Annotated in this window: 16 protein-coding genes; 5 read left to right on the forward strand and 11 right to left on the reverse strand. The window is 67.1% G+C overall.

Going from position 1 to position 17,812, the window contains the following annotated elements; genetic code table 11:
* Positions 1-10 precede the first annotated feature (10 nt).
* Positions 11-1,903, reverse strand: coding sequence for an AMP-binding protein (locus ACQ3DC_RS17565; protein WP_430752829.1), 1,893 nt, complete (start codon positions 1,901-1,903; stop codon positions 11-13).
* 174 nt (positions 1,904-2,077) lie between these two features.
* Between ACQ3DC_RS17565 and ACQ3DC_RS17570 the strand changes: the two genes are divergently transcribed.
* The 4 genes from ACQ3DC_RS17570 (at position 2,078) to ACQ3DC_RS17585 (ending at position 6,356) form a co-directional block, all read left to right on the forward strand.
* On the forward strand, positions 2,078-2,737 hold the full coding sequence (locus ACQ3DC_RS17570; protein ID WP_421093476.1) for a GntR family transcriptional regulator: 660 nt from the start codon (positions 2,078-2,080) through the stop codon (positions 2,735-2,737).
* A complete protein-coding gene (locus ACQ3DC_RS17575) occupies positions 2,730-4,250 on the forward strand; it encodes an MmgE/PrpD family protein (protein WP_421093477.1) in 1,521 nt (506 codons plus the stop codon). Before ACQ3DC_RS17570 ends, ACQ3DC_RS17575 begins: the two co-directional genes overlap by 8 nt.
* The gene (gene prpB, locus ACQ3DC_RS17580; RefSeq protein ID WP_157238538.1) at positions 4,250-5,155 is read left to right on the forward strand and encodes a methylisocitrate lyase; all 906 of its coding nucleotides are present in this window, start codon (positions 4,250-4,252) and stop codon (positions 5,153-5,155) included. Before ACQ3DC_RS17575 ends, prpB begins: the two co-directional genes overlap by 1 nt.
* A gap of 61 nt (positions 5,156-5,216) precedes the next feature.
* Complete coding sequence (locus ACQ3DC_RS17585) at positions 5,217-6,356, forward strand: bifunctional 2-methylcitrate synthase/citrate synthase (protein ID WP_421093478.1); 1,140 nt, start codon at positions 5,217-5,219, stop codon at positions 6,354-6,356.
* Between the two features lie 75 nt (positions 6,357-6,431).
* Here ACQ3DC_RS17585 and ACQ3DC_RS17590 read toward each other — a convergent pair whose 3' ends face one another.
* The 10 genes from ACQ3DC_RS17590 to ACQ3DC_RS17635 form a co-directional block, all read right to left on the reverse strand.
* Complete coding sequence (locus ACQ3DC_RS17590) at positions 6,432-6,914, reverse strand: 8-oxo-dGTP diphosphatase (RefSeq protein ID WP_157238540.1); 483 nt, start codon at positions 6,912-6,914, stop codon at positions 6,432-6,434.
* A gap of 2 nt (positions 6,915-6,916) precedes the next feature.
* Positions 6,917-7,939, reverse strand: coding sequence for a site-specific tyrosine recombinase XerD (gene xerD / locus ACQ3DC_RS17595; RefSeq protein ID WP_157238541.1), 1,023 nt, complete (start codon positions 7,937-7,939; stop codon positions 6,917-6,919).
* Positions 7,939-8,601 (reverse strand): NUDIX domain-containing protein, encoded by a 663-nt coding sequence (locus tag ACQ3DC_RS17600; RefSeq protein WP_430752830.1) that lies wholly within the window; start codon positions 8,599-8,601, stop codon positions 7,939-7,941. Before ACQ3DC_RS17600 ends, xerD begins: the two co-directional genes overlap by 1 nt.
* A 24-nt stretch (positions 8,602-8,625) precedes the next feature.
* Positions 8,626-10,395, reverse strand: coding sequence for a CTP synthase (locus ACQ3DC_RS17605; protein ID WP_430752831.1), 1,770 nt, complete (start codon positions 10,393-10,395; stop codon positions 8,626-8,628).
* A 114-nt stretch (positions 10,396-10,509) separates the two neighbouring features.
* Positions 10,510-12,249 (reverse strand): DNA repair protein RecN, encoded by a 1,740-nt coding sequence (recN, locus tag ACQ3DC_RS17610; RefSeq protein ID WP_430752832.1) that lies wholly within the window; start codon positions 12,247-12,249, stop codon positions 10,510-10,512.
* Positions 12,250-12,253: 4 nt separating this feature from the next.
* Positions 12,254-13,279: an NAD kinase gene (locus ACQ3DC_RS17615; RefSeq protein ID WP_157238544.1), complete on the reverse strand. Its 1,026-nt coding sequence runs from the start codon at positions 13,277-13,279 to the stop codon at positions 12,254-12,256.
* 13 nt (positions 13,280-13,292) lie between these two features.
* On the reverse strand, positions 13,293-14,108 hold the full coding sequence (locus tag ACQ3DC_RS17620) for a TlyA family RNA methyltransferase (protein WP_430752833.1): 816 nt from the start codon (positions 14,106-14,108) through the stop codon (positions 13,293-13,295).
* On the reverse strand, positions 14,108-14,374 hold the full coding sequence (locus tag ACQ3DC_RS17625) for a hypothetical protein (RefSeq protein WP_430752834.1): 267 nt from the start codon (positions 14,372-14,374) through the stop codon (positions 14,108-14,110). The genes ACQ3DC_RS17620 and ACQ3DC_RS17625 overlap by 1 nt, the downstream gene beginning before the upstream one ends.
* Before the next feature lie 9 nt (positions 14,375-14,383).
* On the reverse strand, positions 14,384-15,373 hold the full coding sequence (locus ACQ3DC_RS17630) for an HAD-IIA family hydrolase (protein ID WP_430752835.1): 990 nt from the start codon (positions 15,371-15,373) through the stop codon (positions 14,384-14,386).
* A gap of 3 nt (positions 15,374-15,376) precedes the next feature.
* The gene (locus tag ACQ3DC_RS17635; protein ID WP_430752836.1) at positions 15,377-16,297 is read right to left on the reverse strand and encodes a hypothetical protein; all 921 of its coding nucleotides are present in this window, start codon (positions 16,295-16,297) and stop codon (positions 15,377-15,379) included.
* Between ACQ3DC_RS17635 and ACQ3DC_RS17640 the strand changes: the two genes are divergently transcribed.
* On the forward strand, positions 16,286-17,092 hold the full coding sequence (locus tag ACQ3DC_RS17640) for a hypothetical protein (RefSeq protein WP_430752837.1): 807 nt from the start codon (positions 16,286-16,288) through the stop codon (positions 17,090-17,092). The two genes, ACQ3DC_RS17635 and ACQ3DC_RS17640, sit on opposite strands and share 12 nt — an antisense overlap.
* The last annotated feature ends 720 nt before the right edge of the window (positions 17,093-17,812 follow it).

The following is a 17,812-nucleotide window of genomic DNA, read 5'->3' on the forward strand; positions in this document are numbered from 1 at the left end:
CGCCGGGATCTCACCCTGCCGTGGGGCGGAGGATCCCGATGAGCTGGTCTATCACCCCGGCGTCCTCGATGGTGGACGGCACCGTGTACTCCCCGCCGTCGGCAATCTGGCGCATGGTCTTGCGGAGGATCTTTCCTGACCGGGTCTTGGGCAGGGCATCCACCACAGTCACGTGCTTGAAGTCTGCCACGGCCCCGATATCCCGGCGCACCAGCGCCACCAGGTCCTTTTCCAGGACGTCCTGCGGCACGTCGACCCCGGACTTGAGCACAACATAGCCGCTGGGACGCTGGCCCTTCAGCGGATCCGCCAGGCCGATCACCGCGCACTCGGCAACGGCCGGGTGCTGCCCAATGACCTGTTCCATGGCGCCCGTGGACAGCCTGTGCCCCGCAACGTTGATGATGTCGTCGGTCCGCCCCATGACGAACACGTAGCCGTCCCCGTCCCGGTAGCCGGAGTCCCCGGTGGCGTAGCAGCCTTCGAAAGCCTGCAGGTAGGAGGAGATGTAGCGTTCGTCGTCGCCCCAGAGCGTTGCCAGCGTCCCGGGCGGCAGCGGCAGGTCCAGCACAATGTTGCCTTCGCTTCCGGGCCCCAAGTCCTCCCCGAGTCCGTCCACGATGCGGAGTTTGAACCCCGGCATGGGAACGCTGGGCGAACCCGGTTTGATCGGCAGCTCTTCCAGTCCCCGGGGATTGGCGCAGATCGCCCAGCCCGTCTCCGTCTGCCACCAGTGGTCCACCACGGGAACACGCACCGTCCGCGAGGCCCAGTGGAACGTGTCCGTGTCCAGCCGCTCCCCTGCCGTGAAGAGGGTGCGCAGGCTGGAAATGTCGTAGGCGCCCAGCAGGGCTGCTTCCGGGTCCGCCTTCCGGATGGCCCGCAGTGCCGTGGGCGCCGTGAACAGGACGTTGACGCCGTGGTCCTGGACCACGCGCCAGAAAGCGCCGGCATCCGGGGTTCCAACCGGTTTTCCCTCGTAGAGGACCGTTGTGGCGCCGGCCAGCAGAGGGCCGTAGACGATATAGGAGTGCCCCACTACCCAGCCGACATCCGAGGCGGTCCACATGACGTCCCCCGGACCGATGCCGTAGATGTTGTCCAGCGTCCAACTGAGGGCGACGGCGTGTCCGCCGTTGTCCCGGACCACGCCTTTGGGCGTCCCGGTAGTACCCGAGGTGTACAGGATGTACAGCGGATCCGTAGCAGCGACATCCACCGGCCCGGCCGGTTCGGCGGCGGCCATTTCAGCATCCCAGTCCAGCCAGCCGTGCTCCGCTGCCGTGGCGGCGAAACCTTCCCGTGCCGTGACAATAACGGGGAGATCCGGCACGCCGGCCAGGGCGAGGGCGTCCGCGACAGCGGGGAGGTATTCAATGCGGCGCGACGGTTCGATTCCGCCCGAGGCAGTGACCACGAGGGCGGGGGCGGCGTCCCGAATGCGGGACGCAAGCTCCTTTGGGGCGAATCCGCCAAACACCACTGAATGCACTGCCCCAAGCCGTGCAGTTGCAAGCATGGCAATGACGGCCTCGGGAATCATCGGCATGTAGATCACCACGCGGTCGCCCTTGCCCACGCCGCGGTTGCGGAGGGCCCCGGCAAAGCGCGCCACGAGGCCGGTGAGTTCCGCATAGCTGAACCGGCGCTGGATGCCGAGCATGGCCGAATCGAAGATCAGGGCATCCTGGTCCCCCCGGCCGGCCTCCACATGGCGGTCCAGGGCGTTGTAGGAGGTATTGAGGACGCCGTCGGGAAACCAGCCGTACAGCGGAGCCTTACTGGAGTCCAGGGCGCGCCGGGGCTGCGTTGACCAGGAGACCCTTGCGGCCGCGCTGAGCCAAAACTCCCCCGGCTCCCTGAGGCTGTGTTCGTACGTGTCCCGATAGCTGTTGGTAACCATGAAGCGCATCCCGTCCACGACATTGTGATGACGCCATGCTAGCCCGGCCGTCGGAGGGAAAACAAGAGCAATGTATACATGCGTGGCGAATTTCTGCGACAGTTGCGTCCAGGGGCTGGTTTTTGTCCGTGTTCTGTATACACTGGAAAGGTCAAACCACCGAAGGAGGCAACGATGCGCGCCAGCGACAGGGCCTACGAAGCGCTGCGCGATGACATCACCGAGTGGCGCCTCCTGCCGGGCACGGTGCTGGCAGAGGTGGAACAGTCGGAACGCCTAGGCGTCTCGCGCACGCCCCTCCGGGAGGCGCTGAGCCGTCTCACGGCGGAAGGGCTGACGACGACGGCCGGCAGCCGCGGCGTCGTCGTCACCGACGTTTCACTCGACGACATCGACGAACTTTTCGAGCTCCGCGAAACACTGGAGTGCAAAGCAGCAGCGCTCGCAGCCGAACGCGGCGACTCTGCCGTGTTCGTGCAGTTGCAGAAGGAATTCCTCGAAGCGCCCGCCCTCATCGATGGCAGCGACCCGGGCCGGCACGCTTATTACGAGCTCGCGGGGCGCCTCGATGCGGCCATCGATGCTGCTGCTTCCAACTCCTACCTGGCCCAGGCCATGCGCGGCCTGCGTGTGCACCTGGTCCGGGTCCGCAGGCTTGCCGCCGACGACGCGCACCGGCTCACTGCCGCTGCCGCCGAGCACGCGGCCATCGCCGAGGCCATCGCCGCCGGAAACCCCCGGCTGGCCGAGGCAGCCACCATGCTCCACCTGCACAGAAGCCTTTCACACGTCAAAAACACGCACACGCCCCACGACAAGGAGCACCATGGTTAAGGAACACCACGTCCGCGTTTACAAGAGCGAGGAAAACCTGCCCCGCGAGGAGCAGCTCGCCTACAAGATCGCCAAGGTAGCCACCGATCCCGTCCCGGTCACCGACGAGGTCACAGACATGGTGATCAACCGGGTGATCGACAACGCCTCGGTTGCCATCGCGTCCTTGAACCGCAGCCCCATCGTGGCGGCCCGGGCCCAGGCGCTGGCGCATGGTCCCAGCACCGGGGGCCAGGGGGCCAAGGTCTTCGGTATCGGCGAGCGCGTTTCCCCCGAATGGGCGGCATGGGCCAATGGGGTGGCGGTGCGCGAACTGGACTACCACGACACCTTCCTGGCGGCCGACTATTCGCACCCTGGCGACAACATCCCGCCGATCCTTGCCATTGCCCAGCACACCGGGGCCAGCGGACACGACCTGGTGAGGGGCATCGCCACCGGGTACGAGATCCAGGTGAACCTGGTCAAGGCCATCTGCCTGCACAAGCACAAGATCGACCACGTGGCCCATCTCGGCCCCTCCGCCGCGGCCGGGATCGGCACCCTGCTGGGGCTCGACGTCGAAACCATCTTCCAGTCCGTGGGACAGGCCCTGCACACCACCACCGCCACCCGCCAGTCGCGCAAGGGCGAAATCTCCACCTGGAAGGCGCACGCTCCGGCGTTCGCAGGGAAGATGGCCGTGGAGGCCGCGGACCGTGCCATGCGGGGCCAGACCTCGCCCGTGCCGATCTATGAAGGCGAGGACGGGGTGATCGCCTGGATGCTGGACGGCCCGGACGCCTCGTACATGGTCCCGCTGCCGGAAGCCGGGGAGGCCAAGCGCGCGATCCTGGACACGTACACCAAGGAACATTCCGCCGAGTACCAGGCCCAGGCCTGGATCGACCTCGCGCGGAAGCTGAACCGTGAGCACCCCGAGGCTACCGACCCCGCGAACGTGAAGTCCGTGCTGATCAAAACGAGCCACCACACGCACTATGTGATCGGCTCCGGCGCCAACGATCCGCAGAAGTACGATCCCAAGGCCAGCCGGGAAACCCTGGACCACTCCATCCCCTACATTTTCACGGTGGCACTGCAGGACGGCGCGTGGCACCACGTGGACTCCTACGCCCCCGAACGCGCCGCACGCCCGGACACGGTGGACCTGTGGCAGAAGGTGAGCACCGAGGAAGATCCTGAGTGGACGCGGCGCTACCATTCGCTGGACATTGCCGAGAAGGCCTTCGGCGGTTCCGTGGAGATCATCCTGGCGGACGGCACAGTCATCACGGACGAGATCGCCGTGGCCGACGCCCATCCGCTCGGCGCGCGCCCCTTCGGCCGGGAGCAGTACGTCAACAAGTTCCGCACCCTCGCCGCCGGACTGGTGGAGGAAGCGGAAATCGAAAGGTTCCTCGCCGCCGTCGAACGCCTCCCGGAACTCGCCGCCGGCGAACTGGACCAACTGAACATCACTGCGGCGCCGGGGGTCATCGACCTGGGCGCGGCACCGAAGGGCCTGTTCTGATGCTGTACTCCAAGACCACTCCGGAGCAGAAGCGGATCCGGTTCCGGGAACTCCTGGCCTCCGGGACCATCCAGCAGTTCCCGGGCGCCTTCAACCCGCTCTCGGCACGGCTGATCGAGGAGAAGGGCTTCGCCGGCGTCTACATCTCCGGCGCCGTGCTGGCCAACGACCTCGGCCTGCCGGACATCGGCCTGACCACCCTCACCGAAGTCGCCACCCGCGCCGGACAGATCGCCCGCATGACGGACCTGCCCGCCATCGTGGATGCGGACACCGGCTTCGGTGAACCCATGAACGTGGCCCGCACCGTCCAGGAAATCGAGAATGCCGGGCTGGCCGGGCTGCACATCGAGGACCAGTTCAACCCCAAGCGCTGCGGCCACCTCGACGGCAAGAACGTGGTGGACCTTGAGACTGCCACCAAGCGCATCCGCGCCGCGGCCGATGCACGCCGCGACCCGAACTTCCTCATCATGGCCCGCACCGACATCCGCGCCACCGACGGACTCGCAGCGGCCCAGGACCGGGCCCGCGCCCTCGTGGATGCCGGTGCGGACGCCATTTTCCCCGAAGCGATGGCCACCCTGGACGAGTTCCAGGCCATCCGCGACGCCGTGGACGTGCCAATCCTGGCGAACATGACGGAGTTCGGAAAGAGCGAACTCTTCACCGTGGACCAGCTCGCCGGGGTGGGCGTGAACATGGTGATTTATCCGGTGACCCTGCTCCGTAGTGCCATGGGCGCTGCTGAGCGTACGCTGGACTCGATTAAGGCTGAGGGAACACAGGAGGCACAGGTGGGCAGCATGCTGACCCGTGCGCGGCTGTACGACCTCGTTGACTACGAGGCCTACAACCGCTTCGACACCGGGGTCTTCAATTTCCAGGTCCCCGGGAAGCACTAAAAACCACCACCGCCGGCCGCGGCCGGCATCCGAAAGGCGACAGGAACAAGGGAGTTTCAGCATGGCTGAACAGGACATCAAAAAAGGTCTCGCCGGCGTCGTAGTGGATTACACATCCGTTTCGAAGGTCAACCCGGACACCAACTCACTGCTGTACCGCGGCTACCCGGTCCAGGAGCTCGCCTCCCGGTGCAGCTTCGAGGAAGTTGCGTACCTGCTCTGGAACGGGGAACTGCCCAGCCAGGACCAGCTAGCTGAATTCACTGCCCGGGAGCGGGCCGGGCGCGCCCTGGACCCGGTGGTCAAGCAGGTGGTCGATACCCTGCCCACCAGCTCGCATCCCATGGATGTCTGCCGGACAGCCGCGTCGGTGATGGGGGCCAGGCATCCGCTGGCGGAAGACTCGTCGCGGGAGGCCAACATGGCCAAAGCGGTGGACCTCTTCGCCGCGATGCCGGCCGTGGTGGCGTACGACCAGCGCCGCAGGCACGGGCAGCCCGTGGTGGAGCCCCGCGACGACCTTGGCTACTCGGCCAATTTCCTCTGGATGGCGTTTGGCGAGGAGCAGGTACCGGAGGTGGTGGAGGCCTTCAACGTTTCCATGATCCTGTACGCCGAGCACAGCTTTAACGCCTCGACGTTCACGGCACGGGTCATCACGTCCACCCTCTCGGACCTGCACTCGGCGGTCACCGGAGCCATCGGTGCGCTGAAGGGACCACTGCACGGCGGAGCCAACGAGGCCGTCATGCATACCTTCGACGAGATCGGGATCCGGCCCGAGGAGTCCCTTGAGGAGGCAGCAGCCCGGGCCAAGGCGTGGATGGAGAATGCGCTCGCCCAGAAGAGGAAAGTGATGGGCTTCGGCCACCGCGTGTACAAGCACGGCGACTCCAGGGTGCCCACCATGAAGGCTGCGCTGGATAAGATGATCGCCCACTACGGGCGGCCCGAGATCCTGGGCCTGTACCAGGGGCTTGAAACCGCCATGGACGAAGCCAAGGCCATCAAGCCCAACCTCGACTACCCGGCAGGGCCCACCTACCACCTGATGGGCTTCGACACCGCAACGTTCACTCCCCTGTTCGTTGCCAGCCGCATCACGGGCTGGACGGCGCACATCATGGAGCAGCTGGACTCCAACTCGCTGATCCGGCCGCTGAGCGAGTACAACGGCCCCGAGGAGCGGCACCTGCCGTAGGCGCCGCTGCTGCGGAAACCACGACGACGGCGGGAGGGCGCTGCGGTGCCCGGCCCGCCGTCGGCGTCTAACGGCCTAAGGCAGCAGGCTTTCCGAGGAGGCGACGGCCTCGTTGTCGTTGTCCATGGTCACCACGATGTTGACGCTGCCTCCCTCCAGCACCACCGGCAGCCAGTGGTCCGCATCCTGCCACATCCGGTCAACGGGCAGCGCGGCGGTATCGAACCAGGCGGGAGCGATCTCGGTGCTTTCGGTGGGTTCGCCTTCCCAGCGGACAGCAGTGAACAGACGGGTATCCATGTCCCACTCCGGCTTGGCAGGAAACACGAAGCGCACCACCCCGGCATCCCGAAGGTCCTCGTGCCGGAGCCCGACGTCGGTTTCCTCCCGCACCTCGCGGATCACTGCTTCCGCTTCGGTCTCCCCCACTTCGACGTGCCCGCCGATGCCGACAATCTTTCCGCGCCCGAAGCCGGTCTTCTTCAGCCCCAGCAGGACCTGGGAAACGCCGTCCACCTCTTGGAGCAGGAAACACAGTGCCACTGCAGCGGCCGCCATGCTCAGCCCAGCGCCCGGGGGTGCGCGGCAGCGTAGATCTCCCGCAGGGTATCGGCAGTGACAAGGGTATACACCTGGGTGGTGGTCACCGAGGCATGGCCCAGGAGTTCCTGGACCACGCGGACGTCGGCGCCGCCTTCGAGCAGGTGGGTGGCGAAGGAGTGCCGGAGGGTGTGCGGGGAGACGTCCTTGGTGATGTTCGCCTTTTCGGCTGCTGCCTTGAGGATGGTCCAGGCACTCTGGCGGCTGATGCGGCCGCCGCGGGCGTTCAGGAACAGTGCGGGCGTGCCCTTTCCCTTGGCCGCCAGCAGGGGACGTCCGCGCACCAGGTAGGCGTCCAGTGCCCGGGCGCCGTACGAGCCGAGGGGTACCAGCCGTTCCTTGGACCCCTTGCCGAAGAGCCGCACGATGGCCGGGCCCGATTCGGCCTCCGCCAAGGAAATGTCGTCAACGTCCAGGCCCACGGCCTCACTGATCCGCGCCCCGGTGGAATACAGGAACTCAAGGAGGGCCCGGTCGCGCAGCCCCGTTGCCGTGTCCGTTCCCGCCGCCTCAAGGATCCTGGTCACCTCGTCGACGCTGATGGCCTTGGGCAGCCGTTTCCCGGGCATCGGCGGGTGGACCTCACTGGCAGGGTCGGAGGGGGTATGCCCCTCCAGGGCCCAGAACTTGTGGAGCCCTCGCACTGCCACCACGGTCCTGGCCGCGGACCGCACTCCCAGGGCCGTGCCGCCGTCGGAACCGTCAGAAAGGGCCTGGACGAATCCCGTCACGTGGCGCCGGGTGACCTCCTCCGGGCGGCGGCAGCCGGCGGCGGAAAGGTAACGGGAGTAGCGGGCAAGATCCCGCCGGTAGGCAGCCAGGGTGTTGGCCGCGAGTCCGCGCTCCACACCCATGTGCTGGAGGTAGTCGGTGATGCCGCGGTCAACGGCGGTTGGCGGGGCAGGCGGTGGTACGGAATCCTGGACCGGCGTTGCCGGGGCGGGCCCTGCGGGGGCCAGCCCCGCGGAGGAAGTGGGGACCATCAGCGCTGGCTGGGGTGGGCCGGCCACGGCGCATCCGCTGGACGGATGCCTTCATACCCGCCGGCGCGGGCCGCGGCCGCTGCCAGGATTCCGACGACGGCGGACGGGTTGTGGAGCCTGCCGGCCAGCACCGACGCCACGGCGTCGTCCAGGCTGATCCAGTGGAACTCGATCTCGGCTTCCTCATCCGTCCGCTCGTGGCGTTCGTGGTGGGGTATGTCGGTGAGGTCCCGGGCAAGGTAGATCCTGATGGCCTCGCTGGAGGACCCGGGGGAATTGAAGAAGTCGGCCAGGACGTTCCACGTTCCCGCGGCAAGGTCCGCTTCCTCGGCCAGTTCGCGGGCGGCCCCGACCACGAAGTCCTCCCCTTCGATATCCAGCAGGCCGGCCGGGATTTCCCAGAGGTCCATGCCCACCGGGTGGCGGTATTGCCTGAGGAGGAGGATTTCGCCGTCGGCGTTCATGGGCAGGACCGCGACTGCCCCGGGGTGGTCGATGTAGTCGCGGGTCAGGGCCTCACCGGTCTCCTGCAGCTGGAAACTGTCGCTGACCACGTCCCAGATCCGGCCCTCGTAGACCTTCTCGGTAGACAAAAGACGGCGCGGGCTCGGTGCATCCGAAACCTGCTTTGCAGCAGGGGTGGTTTCAGGTGTGCCGGGCATCGCGCCGTCCTTTTTCTGTTGGAACTACTTAGCGGCTACCGTACCGGAATGCTCGGCCTCGACAGCGCCGACCCCCACGGTGGCGGCCGTGTCGGAGCCCCGCTGGTGGTCCAGCGCTGCCTTCACCAGGCCGGCGAACAGCGGGTGCGGCCGGGTGGGGCGCGAGCTCAGCTCGGGGTGCGCCTGGGTGGCCACGTAGTACGGGTGGACGTCAGCGGGCAGTTCGACGAACTCCACGAGCTTGCCGTCCGGTGACGTGCCGGAGAAGACCAGGCCCGCGGCCGCGATCTGCTCGCGGTACTTGTTGTTGACCTCGTAGCGGTGGCGGTGGCGTTCGCTGACGGTGGTCTTGCCGTAGGTTTCGGCGATGACGGATCCGGCGTCGAGCTTGGCTTCGTAAAGGCCCAGGCGCATGGTGCCGCCGAGGTCGCCGCGACCCTCGACGAACTCCAGCTGCTCTTCCATGGTGGCGATGACCGGGTACTTGGAATCAGGCTCGAACTCGCTGGAAGACGCACCTTCCAGCCCCACCACGTTGCGGGCGTATTCGATCACCATGCACTGCAGGCCCAGGCACAGTCCCAGGACGGGCAGCTTGGTTTCGCGGGCGAACTTCAGGGCGCCGAGCTTGCCTTCAAGTCCGCGGATGCCGAAGCCGCCGGGAACGCAAATGGCGTCGACGCCGTCGAGCGCCTTGACAGCGCCCTCGCGGGTTTCGCATTCGTCCGAGGGGACCCAGCGGATCTTGACCTTGGTGTCGTTGGCGAAGCCGCCGGCACGCAGGGCCTCTGTCACTGACAGGTAGGCGTCGGGCAGGTCGATGTACTTGCCCACCAGCGCGATCTCAACCTCGTGCTTGGGGTTGTGCACGGCTTCGAGCAGCTTGTCCCAGCTGGTCCAGTCCACGTCCTTGAACGGCAGGTCCAGGGCGCGCACGATGTACGAGTCCAGGCCCTGCGTGTGGAGGGTCTTGGGGATGTCGTAGATGCTGGGGGCATCGGCGGCGTTCACCACGGCGTCGATGTCGACGTCGCACATCCGGCCGATCTTTTCCCGCATCGCGTCCGGCACCTCGCGGTCCGAGCGGATAACGATCGCCTCAGGCTGGATGCCGATCGACCGCAGGGCTGCGACGGAGTGCTGGGTGGGCTTGGTCTTCAGCTCCTGGGACGGCCCGATGTACGGGACCAGCGAGACGTGGAGGAAGAACACGTTGGTGCGGCCGATGTCCTGGCGCACCTGGCGGGCCGATTCGAGGAACGGCTGGGATTCGATGTCCCCCACCGTGCCGCCGATTTCGGTGATGATGACGTCCGGGGCGTTCTTGCCCTCGGCGGGCAGGCGCATCCGGCGCTTGATCTCATCCGTGATGTGCGGGATGACCTGGACGGTGTCCCCGAGGTACTCGCCGCGGCGTTCCTTGGCGATGACCGTGGAGTACACCTGCCCCGTGGTTACGTTCGCCGAACCTTCCAGGTTTTCGTCCAGGAAGCGCTCGTAGTGTCCGATGTCCAGGTCCGTTTCGGCGCCGTCGTCGGTGACGAAGACTTCGCCGTGCTGGAAGGGGTTCATGGTGCCCGGATCCACGTTCAGGTAGGGATCCAGCTTCTGCATAGTTACAGACAGGCCACGCGCACGCAACAGGTGACCGAGGCTTGATGCCGTCAGTCCCTTACCGAGCGAGGACGCCACACCACCGGTTACGAAGATGTGTTTGGTCGTCTTGGACGAGCCCGGGAACCGGGAATTTACACGGGAATTTGATCGCTGCACCACGGAATTCGAGCCTATCATCATTTGAGCCTTCCACGGATCGCTGGGAGTGCTTCCCAAATGCCCAAGTCTGCCGGTCCGGCCGCCCCGGGAGCAAGGGGTGACCGGTGGCCGGCACCCCGGCAAGGCCGGGTTTCAGGCCCGCTGCGGCAGCAGTTTCGCGTCGTCCAGCAGTTCCCGGGCGTGGGCCTGCGCCGACTCCGAATCCTCCTGGCCGGCCAGCATGCGCGCCAGTTCACGGACCCGTTCGGAACCGTCAAGGAGGCGGACATCACTTGAGGTGAACCCCGTGGCTGTTTTGCCGTCGGCTCCCCGGACGGAGGTTTTGGTGACCGTGATGTGCTGGTCCGCGAAGGCGGCCACCTGCGGAAGGTGCGTGACCACCAGCACCTGGACGTGGCGGGCCAGCATGGCCAGCCTGCGGCCGATCTCGACGGCGGCACGTCCGCCCACGCCGGCGTCCACCTCGTCGAAGACGAAAGTGGGAACGGGGTCCACGGCAGCCAGCACCACCTCAATGGCGAGCATGACGCGCGAGAGTTCACCGCCGGACGCGCCCTTGCCCAACGGCCGGGCGGTCGCACCGGAGTGGGGCTGCAACAGGAAGCTGATCTCGTCCGTGCCATATGGGGTTAGCTGGCCGGCGGGGGCGATGGTGATGACGAGGGTGGCATCGGCCATGGCCAGCGCCTTTAGCTCGGCGCTTACCCGGGCCGAAAGGTCCTTGGCGGCTTTGGCCCTGATCTTGCTGATTGCGGCGGCCTGCTTCTTCAGGTCCGCCTCAGCCTTCACCACTTCGGCGTCCAGGGTTTCGATCCGGGTTGAGTCGTCCTGCAGTTCGTCGTAGCGGACGCGGGCGTTCTCCGCCCAGACGAGCACCTCGTCAATGGTCGGTGCATATTTGCGGACCAGTTTGGCCAGGGCGGCCCGCCGGTCCTCAATTTCCGCGAGCCGTTCCGGCCCCTCCGTGTCCAGGCCGGCCTGGTAGCTGGCCAGCTCCGTGGCGATGTCGTTGAGCAGGAAGCCCACCTCAGCCAGCCGCGCAGCCGCTGAGCCGAGCTCGGCGTCGTGCTCTGCCACATGCTCAAGAGTCCGCTTGGCGGAATCAACCAGGGTGGTGGCGTCCCCCGCTTCGCCGAAGTCCTCAGCGATAAGTGCCTGGTGGGCGGTGCTCGCTGCGATGCGGAGCTCCTCCACGTTGGCGAGCTTTACGGCCTCGGCCTTGAGCAGCTCGTCCTCCCCCGGCTGCGGATCCACCTCATCAATCTCAGCCAGGGCGGTCTCCAGGGACTCGGCCTCACGCAGCCTGTCGCGGGCGGCAGTGCGGAGGCTGTCCAGCTCCGCCTGGCTGGACTTCCAGTGGTTGTAGAGGTCCTGGTAGGCGGCCAGCGGACCGGCCAGCGATTCACCGGCGAACTTGTCCAGGGCGCCCCGCTGGGCGGCGGCTCCCTTGAGCCGGATCTGGTCCGACTGGCCGTGGACCACCACCAGGGTCTCGCCGATTTCGGCAAGGACACCCACCGGCGCCGCCCTTCCGCCCAGGAAGGCACGGCTGCGGCCGTCGGAACCAAGGCGACGGGCAAGGATCAGCTCCGCGCCGCCGTCGAACTCCTCCGTCTCGGCACCCGCCTCCAAAGCCCTGGCTATGGCGGGATGGCCGGCGTCGAGCTTGAGCACGGCCTCGGCGGTGGCACTCTTGGCACCGCTCCGCACCGCCCCGGCGTCGGAGCGGGCGCCCAGCAGGAGCCCGACGGCGGTGACCACCATGGTCTTGCCTGCACCCGTCTCACCGGTCACCACGCTCAGGCCCGGCCCCAGCGGCAGCGTTGCGTCAGCGATGACGCCCAGATCGCGGATTCTCAGTTCTTCAAGCATGGCTTCACTTTGCGGTCGGCGGATCGGTTTCGACATCGGGCTGGCCCGCTTGCGGTACCTGGAGCGGGGGCATGGGGCGGGGCGTCCGGATGATGGGGATGGGGCCGGTGTGAACGGACTCAGCCTTGGGGGCCGGGCCGCGCCAGCCGTGAATGGGCAGCTGGAATTTCCGGACCAGCCGCGCGGAAAACGGCGTCTGGTGCGTGCGCGCCAGCCGCACCGGAGTGGCGGACTTCGTGACCTCCACCCTGGCTCCCGGGGGCAGGTCCACTGACCGCCTGCCGTCACACCACAGGACGCCCAGGGCATCCGTGCGGTTCAGGACTTCCACCGCCAACCGGGAGCGGGGCGAGACCACCAGGGGTTTCGCGAAGAGGGCATGGGCGCTGATAGGGACGATGACCAGGGCCTCCACCTCGGGCCAGACCACCGGGCCGCCGGCGGAAAAGCCGTACGCGGTGGAACCCGTGGGCGTGGCCAGCACGATGCCGTCGCAGCCGAAGGACGTCAGCGGACGCTCATCCACCTCGGTGACCACCTCCAGCATGCGTTCGCGGTTGGCCTTCTCGATGGCGGCCTCATTCAGCGCCCACGTGTGCCAGATCTTCTGGCCGCGCACCCAGACCTGGACATCGATGGTCATGCGCTCTTCCACCGTGTACTCACGGCTGGCAATCCATTCCACCGTCTGGGCCAGGTCCGCCCGCTCACTTTCGGCGAGGAAGCCCACATGGCCAAGGTTCACCCCAAGCAGCGGAACGTCCACCTCACGGACAAGCTCGGCCGCGCGCAGGATGGTGCCGTCGCCCCCGAGGACCATGACAAGTTCAACGTCCGGGAGCTGGACGTGGTCGTGGAGGATCTCCACGGGCTGGGCCAGGTGTCCGAAGAACCGCTCCATGTCCCCGAGTTCGGACTCCTGCATGACCGGCACAATGCCCGAGGCATGCAGCAGGGCGCACGCCTCCCAGGCGGCCTTCAGTGAGTCCTCGCGGCCGGTATGGGCGAGGACCAGTACACGCCTGCTCATCAGGTTCCGCTCTCTAGTGGTTCGGCCAGATTCGTCCGAGCAAGGCAGCGGCCGCTGCCTCCCGCTCTTCGATCTTAGGCAAGTCTTGGCTCATCCTGCGTCTTATCCACAGGAAGTATTCAACGTTTCCGTCCTGGCCCGGCAGCGGACTCTGCGCGAGGCCCCTTAGGTCAAGCCCGGCGTCGAGCGCTGCCCTGGCCACCTTCTCCACCGCCAGCCGCCGTTCCCGCTCGGAGGTGACCACGCCGGTCCGTCCCAGCCGGTCCTTTCCGATTTCAAACTGCGGCTTCACCATCAGCACAAGGTCACCTCCGGGCTCGGTGCAGAGAGCCAGCGGCTGCACCACCAGGGTGAGGGAAATGAAGGACAGGTCAGCCACGGTAAGCGATGCGGGGCCGCCAATGTCCGCGGGCGACATGTAGCGGACGTTGAGTCCTTCGTGGACCTCCACGCGGGGATCCTCCCTGAGCTGGGGCACCAGCTGGCCATGCCCGACGTCGACCGCCACCACGTGCACGGCACCGCGCCTCAGCAGCACGTCCGTGAAGCCGCCCGTGGAGGCTCCGGCGTCGAGGCACCTTTTCCCCGCTGCCGAGACCTCGGGGAAGGCGTCAAGGGCACCGGCCAGCTTGTGTCCTGCCCGGCTGGCGTAGGCGTCCTGTTCATCATGCTGAACGGCAAGGTCCCGGCCCTCATCAACCTGGAGGGACGCCTTGGCGAGCACCTGCCCGGCGGAACTGACCTTGCCCTCGGCGATCAGGGCGGCCGCGTGGGTGCGGGACCGGGCAAGGCCACGGGCCACCAACGCCTGGTCTAGGCGCACCGGCATCAGGCAGCGCCGTCCGTCGGATCAGTGCTTCCATGCTCACTGTTGGCGGGGTCGCTGTCGGCGGGTCCGCTGTTCAGCGCGGCCAGCAGTTCATCGTGAAGTTCGCTGTAAACGGTCTCGTGCTCCGCCACCGGAACCTGCGGCAAGGCTTCAAGCCGTGCCAGGGCCTGCGCCACTACCGGGTCCGTGACACCTGCACCGCCGGTTCCAGGCCAGTCCGGGGAAGGCTGGGCTGCTGCGGGGAGGGGTTCGGTCAGCTCAGTCATTCCACCAGTCTAGTGATCCAGCCAGACGAGTTCAGGCGCCTGGGGTGCGGCGGCGTCCGGGGTGGCTGCCCACCAGGCTGCACACGCGGCCCGCCAGGAATCAAGGTTGTCCTGGCTGCCGATGATGCCCACCGCACCGTTGGCCACCCGGGCCGTGGCCTCGCCGCAGGCGTAGGTGCCGTCGTCGTGTGTGACCTCCGGGTACACCCGGTGCAGGTCCCCAAGGGAGCTGATGATGTAGTCCGGGCGTTCGGCGGCACGGGCAGCCAGGATGGTTTGCCGGGTGTCGACGCCGGTCAGTACCGCCACCGTGGCGAAGCCTGCGTTGTTTCCGCCCAGGATGTCGGTGTCCAGGCGGTCTCCCACCACCAGGGGGCGTTCCGCGCCAAGCCGCTTGGCGGCGGAGTGGAAGAGCGGCGCTTCGGGCTTGCCGGCCACGCGCGGGGTTTGGCCTGTTGCGGCTGCCACGGCCTGCACCAGCGTGCCGTTTCCCGGAGCGATGCCGCGGGCCTGCGGTATGGACATGTCCGTGTTGGTGGCCACCCACAGGGCGCCCGCGTTCACCACGTAAGTGGCTTCGGCCAGGTCCTTCCACCCGATCTCGGGGTTGAATCCCTGGACCACCGCAACCGGCTCCTCGTCCTGGCCGTACACCGGCACGAGCCCCACGAGTTCGATCTCCGCGGCCAGCGCCGGACTGCCGGTGATGAGTACCCTGGAGCCCGGAGCCAGCAGGGAGGCGAGCAGGTCTGCAGCGGCCTGGGAGGAACTGACCACCTGATGGTCCTCGGCGGGCGCCCCGAGTTCCCGGAGGTGGGCAGCCACCTGCGCTGGTGACCGTGACGCGTTGTTGGTCACGTAGCCCAGCCCCACTCCAAGGCCGGAGAGCTGCTTCAGGGACTCAACCGCACCGGGGATGGCGTGCGGTCCGGCATAGACCACGCCGTCCAGATCTGCCAGGAGGGCGTCGAACAGGGAAATCAGGGGAACGGCACTCATGCGTCAGTCTTCCCGGCGGTCCTGCTGGTCCCCGGCCTGGTCTTCCAGATCGGGTTCGCCGTCACGTCCGGGTTCGGCTCCATCTGCGGCCTCCCCGGAGGTTTCCAGCTCGTCCGGCTCCACCGAGTCTTCGTCGGACTCGGCGTCGTCGGAGGCGAAGTAGTCACTCTCCTGGTCCTCGATGGCGGTGTCCTGCTGTTCAGCGGACTCGGCAGCGAAGTCGGCTCCAGCTGCACCGGCGGCTGAGGCGGCATCGGTAGAGGATACGGCGCTTGTGGCGGTTTCCGATGCCTGGGACGCGCGCTCCAGCAGGCGGCGGCGTTCGGCTTCTTCCCTGGCCTCTTCTTCTTCATCCCAGCCGAGGTCGATGATGTCCGGTTCCTCGTCCACGCCCTGGCCCAGTGCGTTCTCGGCCACAACGGCCTGCTTCCGCCATTTCTCGGCTTCAGCTTCGCGGCCTACGCCGGCGAGGGCGTCGGCGTAGGCACGGAAAAGCCGGGGGCTGTAGGAGAAGGCCCGGTTGATGTCCAGTTGCGGGATTTCCAGTTCGGCTACGGCAGCGTCCAGCTGTCCGAGGTCGGTCCGGGCACCTGCGGCAACGATAGCGAGTTCGACTTTGCCGGGAGCGTCCAGGTCCTGGGCTTCCTCGGACCGGGCCACGTCCAGTGCACGGTCCGGGCGCCCCAACCCTCGTTCGCAGTCGGCCATGACCGGAAGGTGGACGTTGGAGCCGCTGATGCGGCGGTAGGTGCGGAATTCGCGCAGGGCCTCGCCGTAGTGGCCGGCTGCGTACGCCGTCAGTCCGACGGCTTCGCGGACGGCGGCGAGCCGGCCCCCACGCCGGCTGGCAGCCAGGGCGTGCTGGAACGCGAGTTCCGGCTCTTCATCGATCAGCCTGCCGGCCATGACCAGGTGGCGGGCCACCCACTCAGCACTTTTTGCTTCCAGGGTCTTGATCTGGTGCTGGGTTGCGCGGTCCAGTTCCTTGCCAGTGACGTCCTCGTCGATTTCGGGAGAACGTTCCCGGTCCGGGCGGTTGGCGCTCCGGAGGTCCCGGGCGTTGGGCACGCGGACGGGACGGTCTTCCTGGCGGTCCCGCCCAAAGTTGCGGGGTCCGGCACCTTCCCGGCTGGAGCCCCGATCGAAACTTCGGGGTGCTCGGTCCTGGCGGTCGCCGCGGCCGGCGCGTTCGCCCCGATCGGGCCGTTCGGTCCGTTCACCGAAAGGCTTCCGGTTCTCTCCCCCGCCGAAGCTGCGACGGTCGCCCTCGCCGTCACGGCGGGGACGGTCACCAAAAGGCTTCTTGTCACGGTCCCCGAACGGCTTCCGGTCACGATCGCCGAACGGCTTACGGTCACCAGCACCGAAGGGCTTACGCTCACCCTCGCCGTCACGGCGCGGACGGTCACCAAAGGACCGGTTCTCACGGTCCCCGTAAGGCTTGCGGTCGCGGTCTCCGAACGGCTTACGCTCACCAGCACCGAAGGGCTTACGCTCACCCTCGCCGTCACGGCGCGGACGGTCACCAAAGGGCTTCTTGTCACGGTCCCCGAACGGCTTCCGGTCACGGTCCCCAAACGGCTTACGCTCACCCGAAGCGAAGGGCTTACGCTCTCCAGCACCGAAAGACTTACGCTCACCCTCGCCGTCACGGCGCGGACGGTCACCAAAAGGCTTCTTGTCACGGTCCCCAAACGGCTTACGCTCGCCGCCGCCTGAGGCAGGGCCGGAATCGCTGTTGTCGCGGCTGCTGCGGGAACGGAATCCACGCGGATCGCCGCCTGAGTTGTTGTTGCCGCGGAACGCGCCTCGGTCATTTCCGCCGCGGTTGCCGCCGTTGTGCTCAGCCATGTGGATTCCTCCTGTTGTGAGCCGACCACTGGCGCAACTGCAGCCGCTCGTATCCGTGTTTCGTTTCCTACGCAACCCGAAATCAAGCGCTTCGAAGTCCGTACATCTTCATCAATTCTAGTGGAGTCGCCCAACCGGGCAGTACGGTAAAAGCCCAGGCGCCGGCATCGTGGCAAGATTCACACGCTCTCTCAGTTGATGCGGGTTTTTCGGCGATGCTCTCTCGGTTGATGCGGGGTTTCCTGGGATGCTCTTGCAGTTTGGCGCTGGTGGTCGACGGCGGGCCGGCCGGGCAGTGCGGCAGGGCCCCGGGGGCGCGTTAAGTGAGAGAAGGTCCCGCCGGGAGGGCGCGTTAAGTGAGAGAAGGTCCCGCCGGGAGGGCGCGTTAAGTGAGAGAGGGTCCGCCGGAAGTGCGCGTTAAGTGAGAGAGGGTCCGCCGGAAGTGCGCGTTAAGTGAGAGAGGGTCCCCACGGGAGGGGGCGTTAAATGCGGGAGGCCCCAACCTGGTGGTTGGGGCCTCGACCTAATGTATGTCCGGCGGTGACCTACTCTCCCACACCCTCCCGGGTGCAGTACCATCGGCGCTGT

The organism is Paenarthrobacter sp. NEAU-H11 (assembly GCF_050573415.1).
GTDB lineage: Bacteria > Actinomycetota > Actinomycetes > Actinomycetales > Micrococcaceae > Arthrobacter.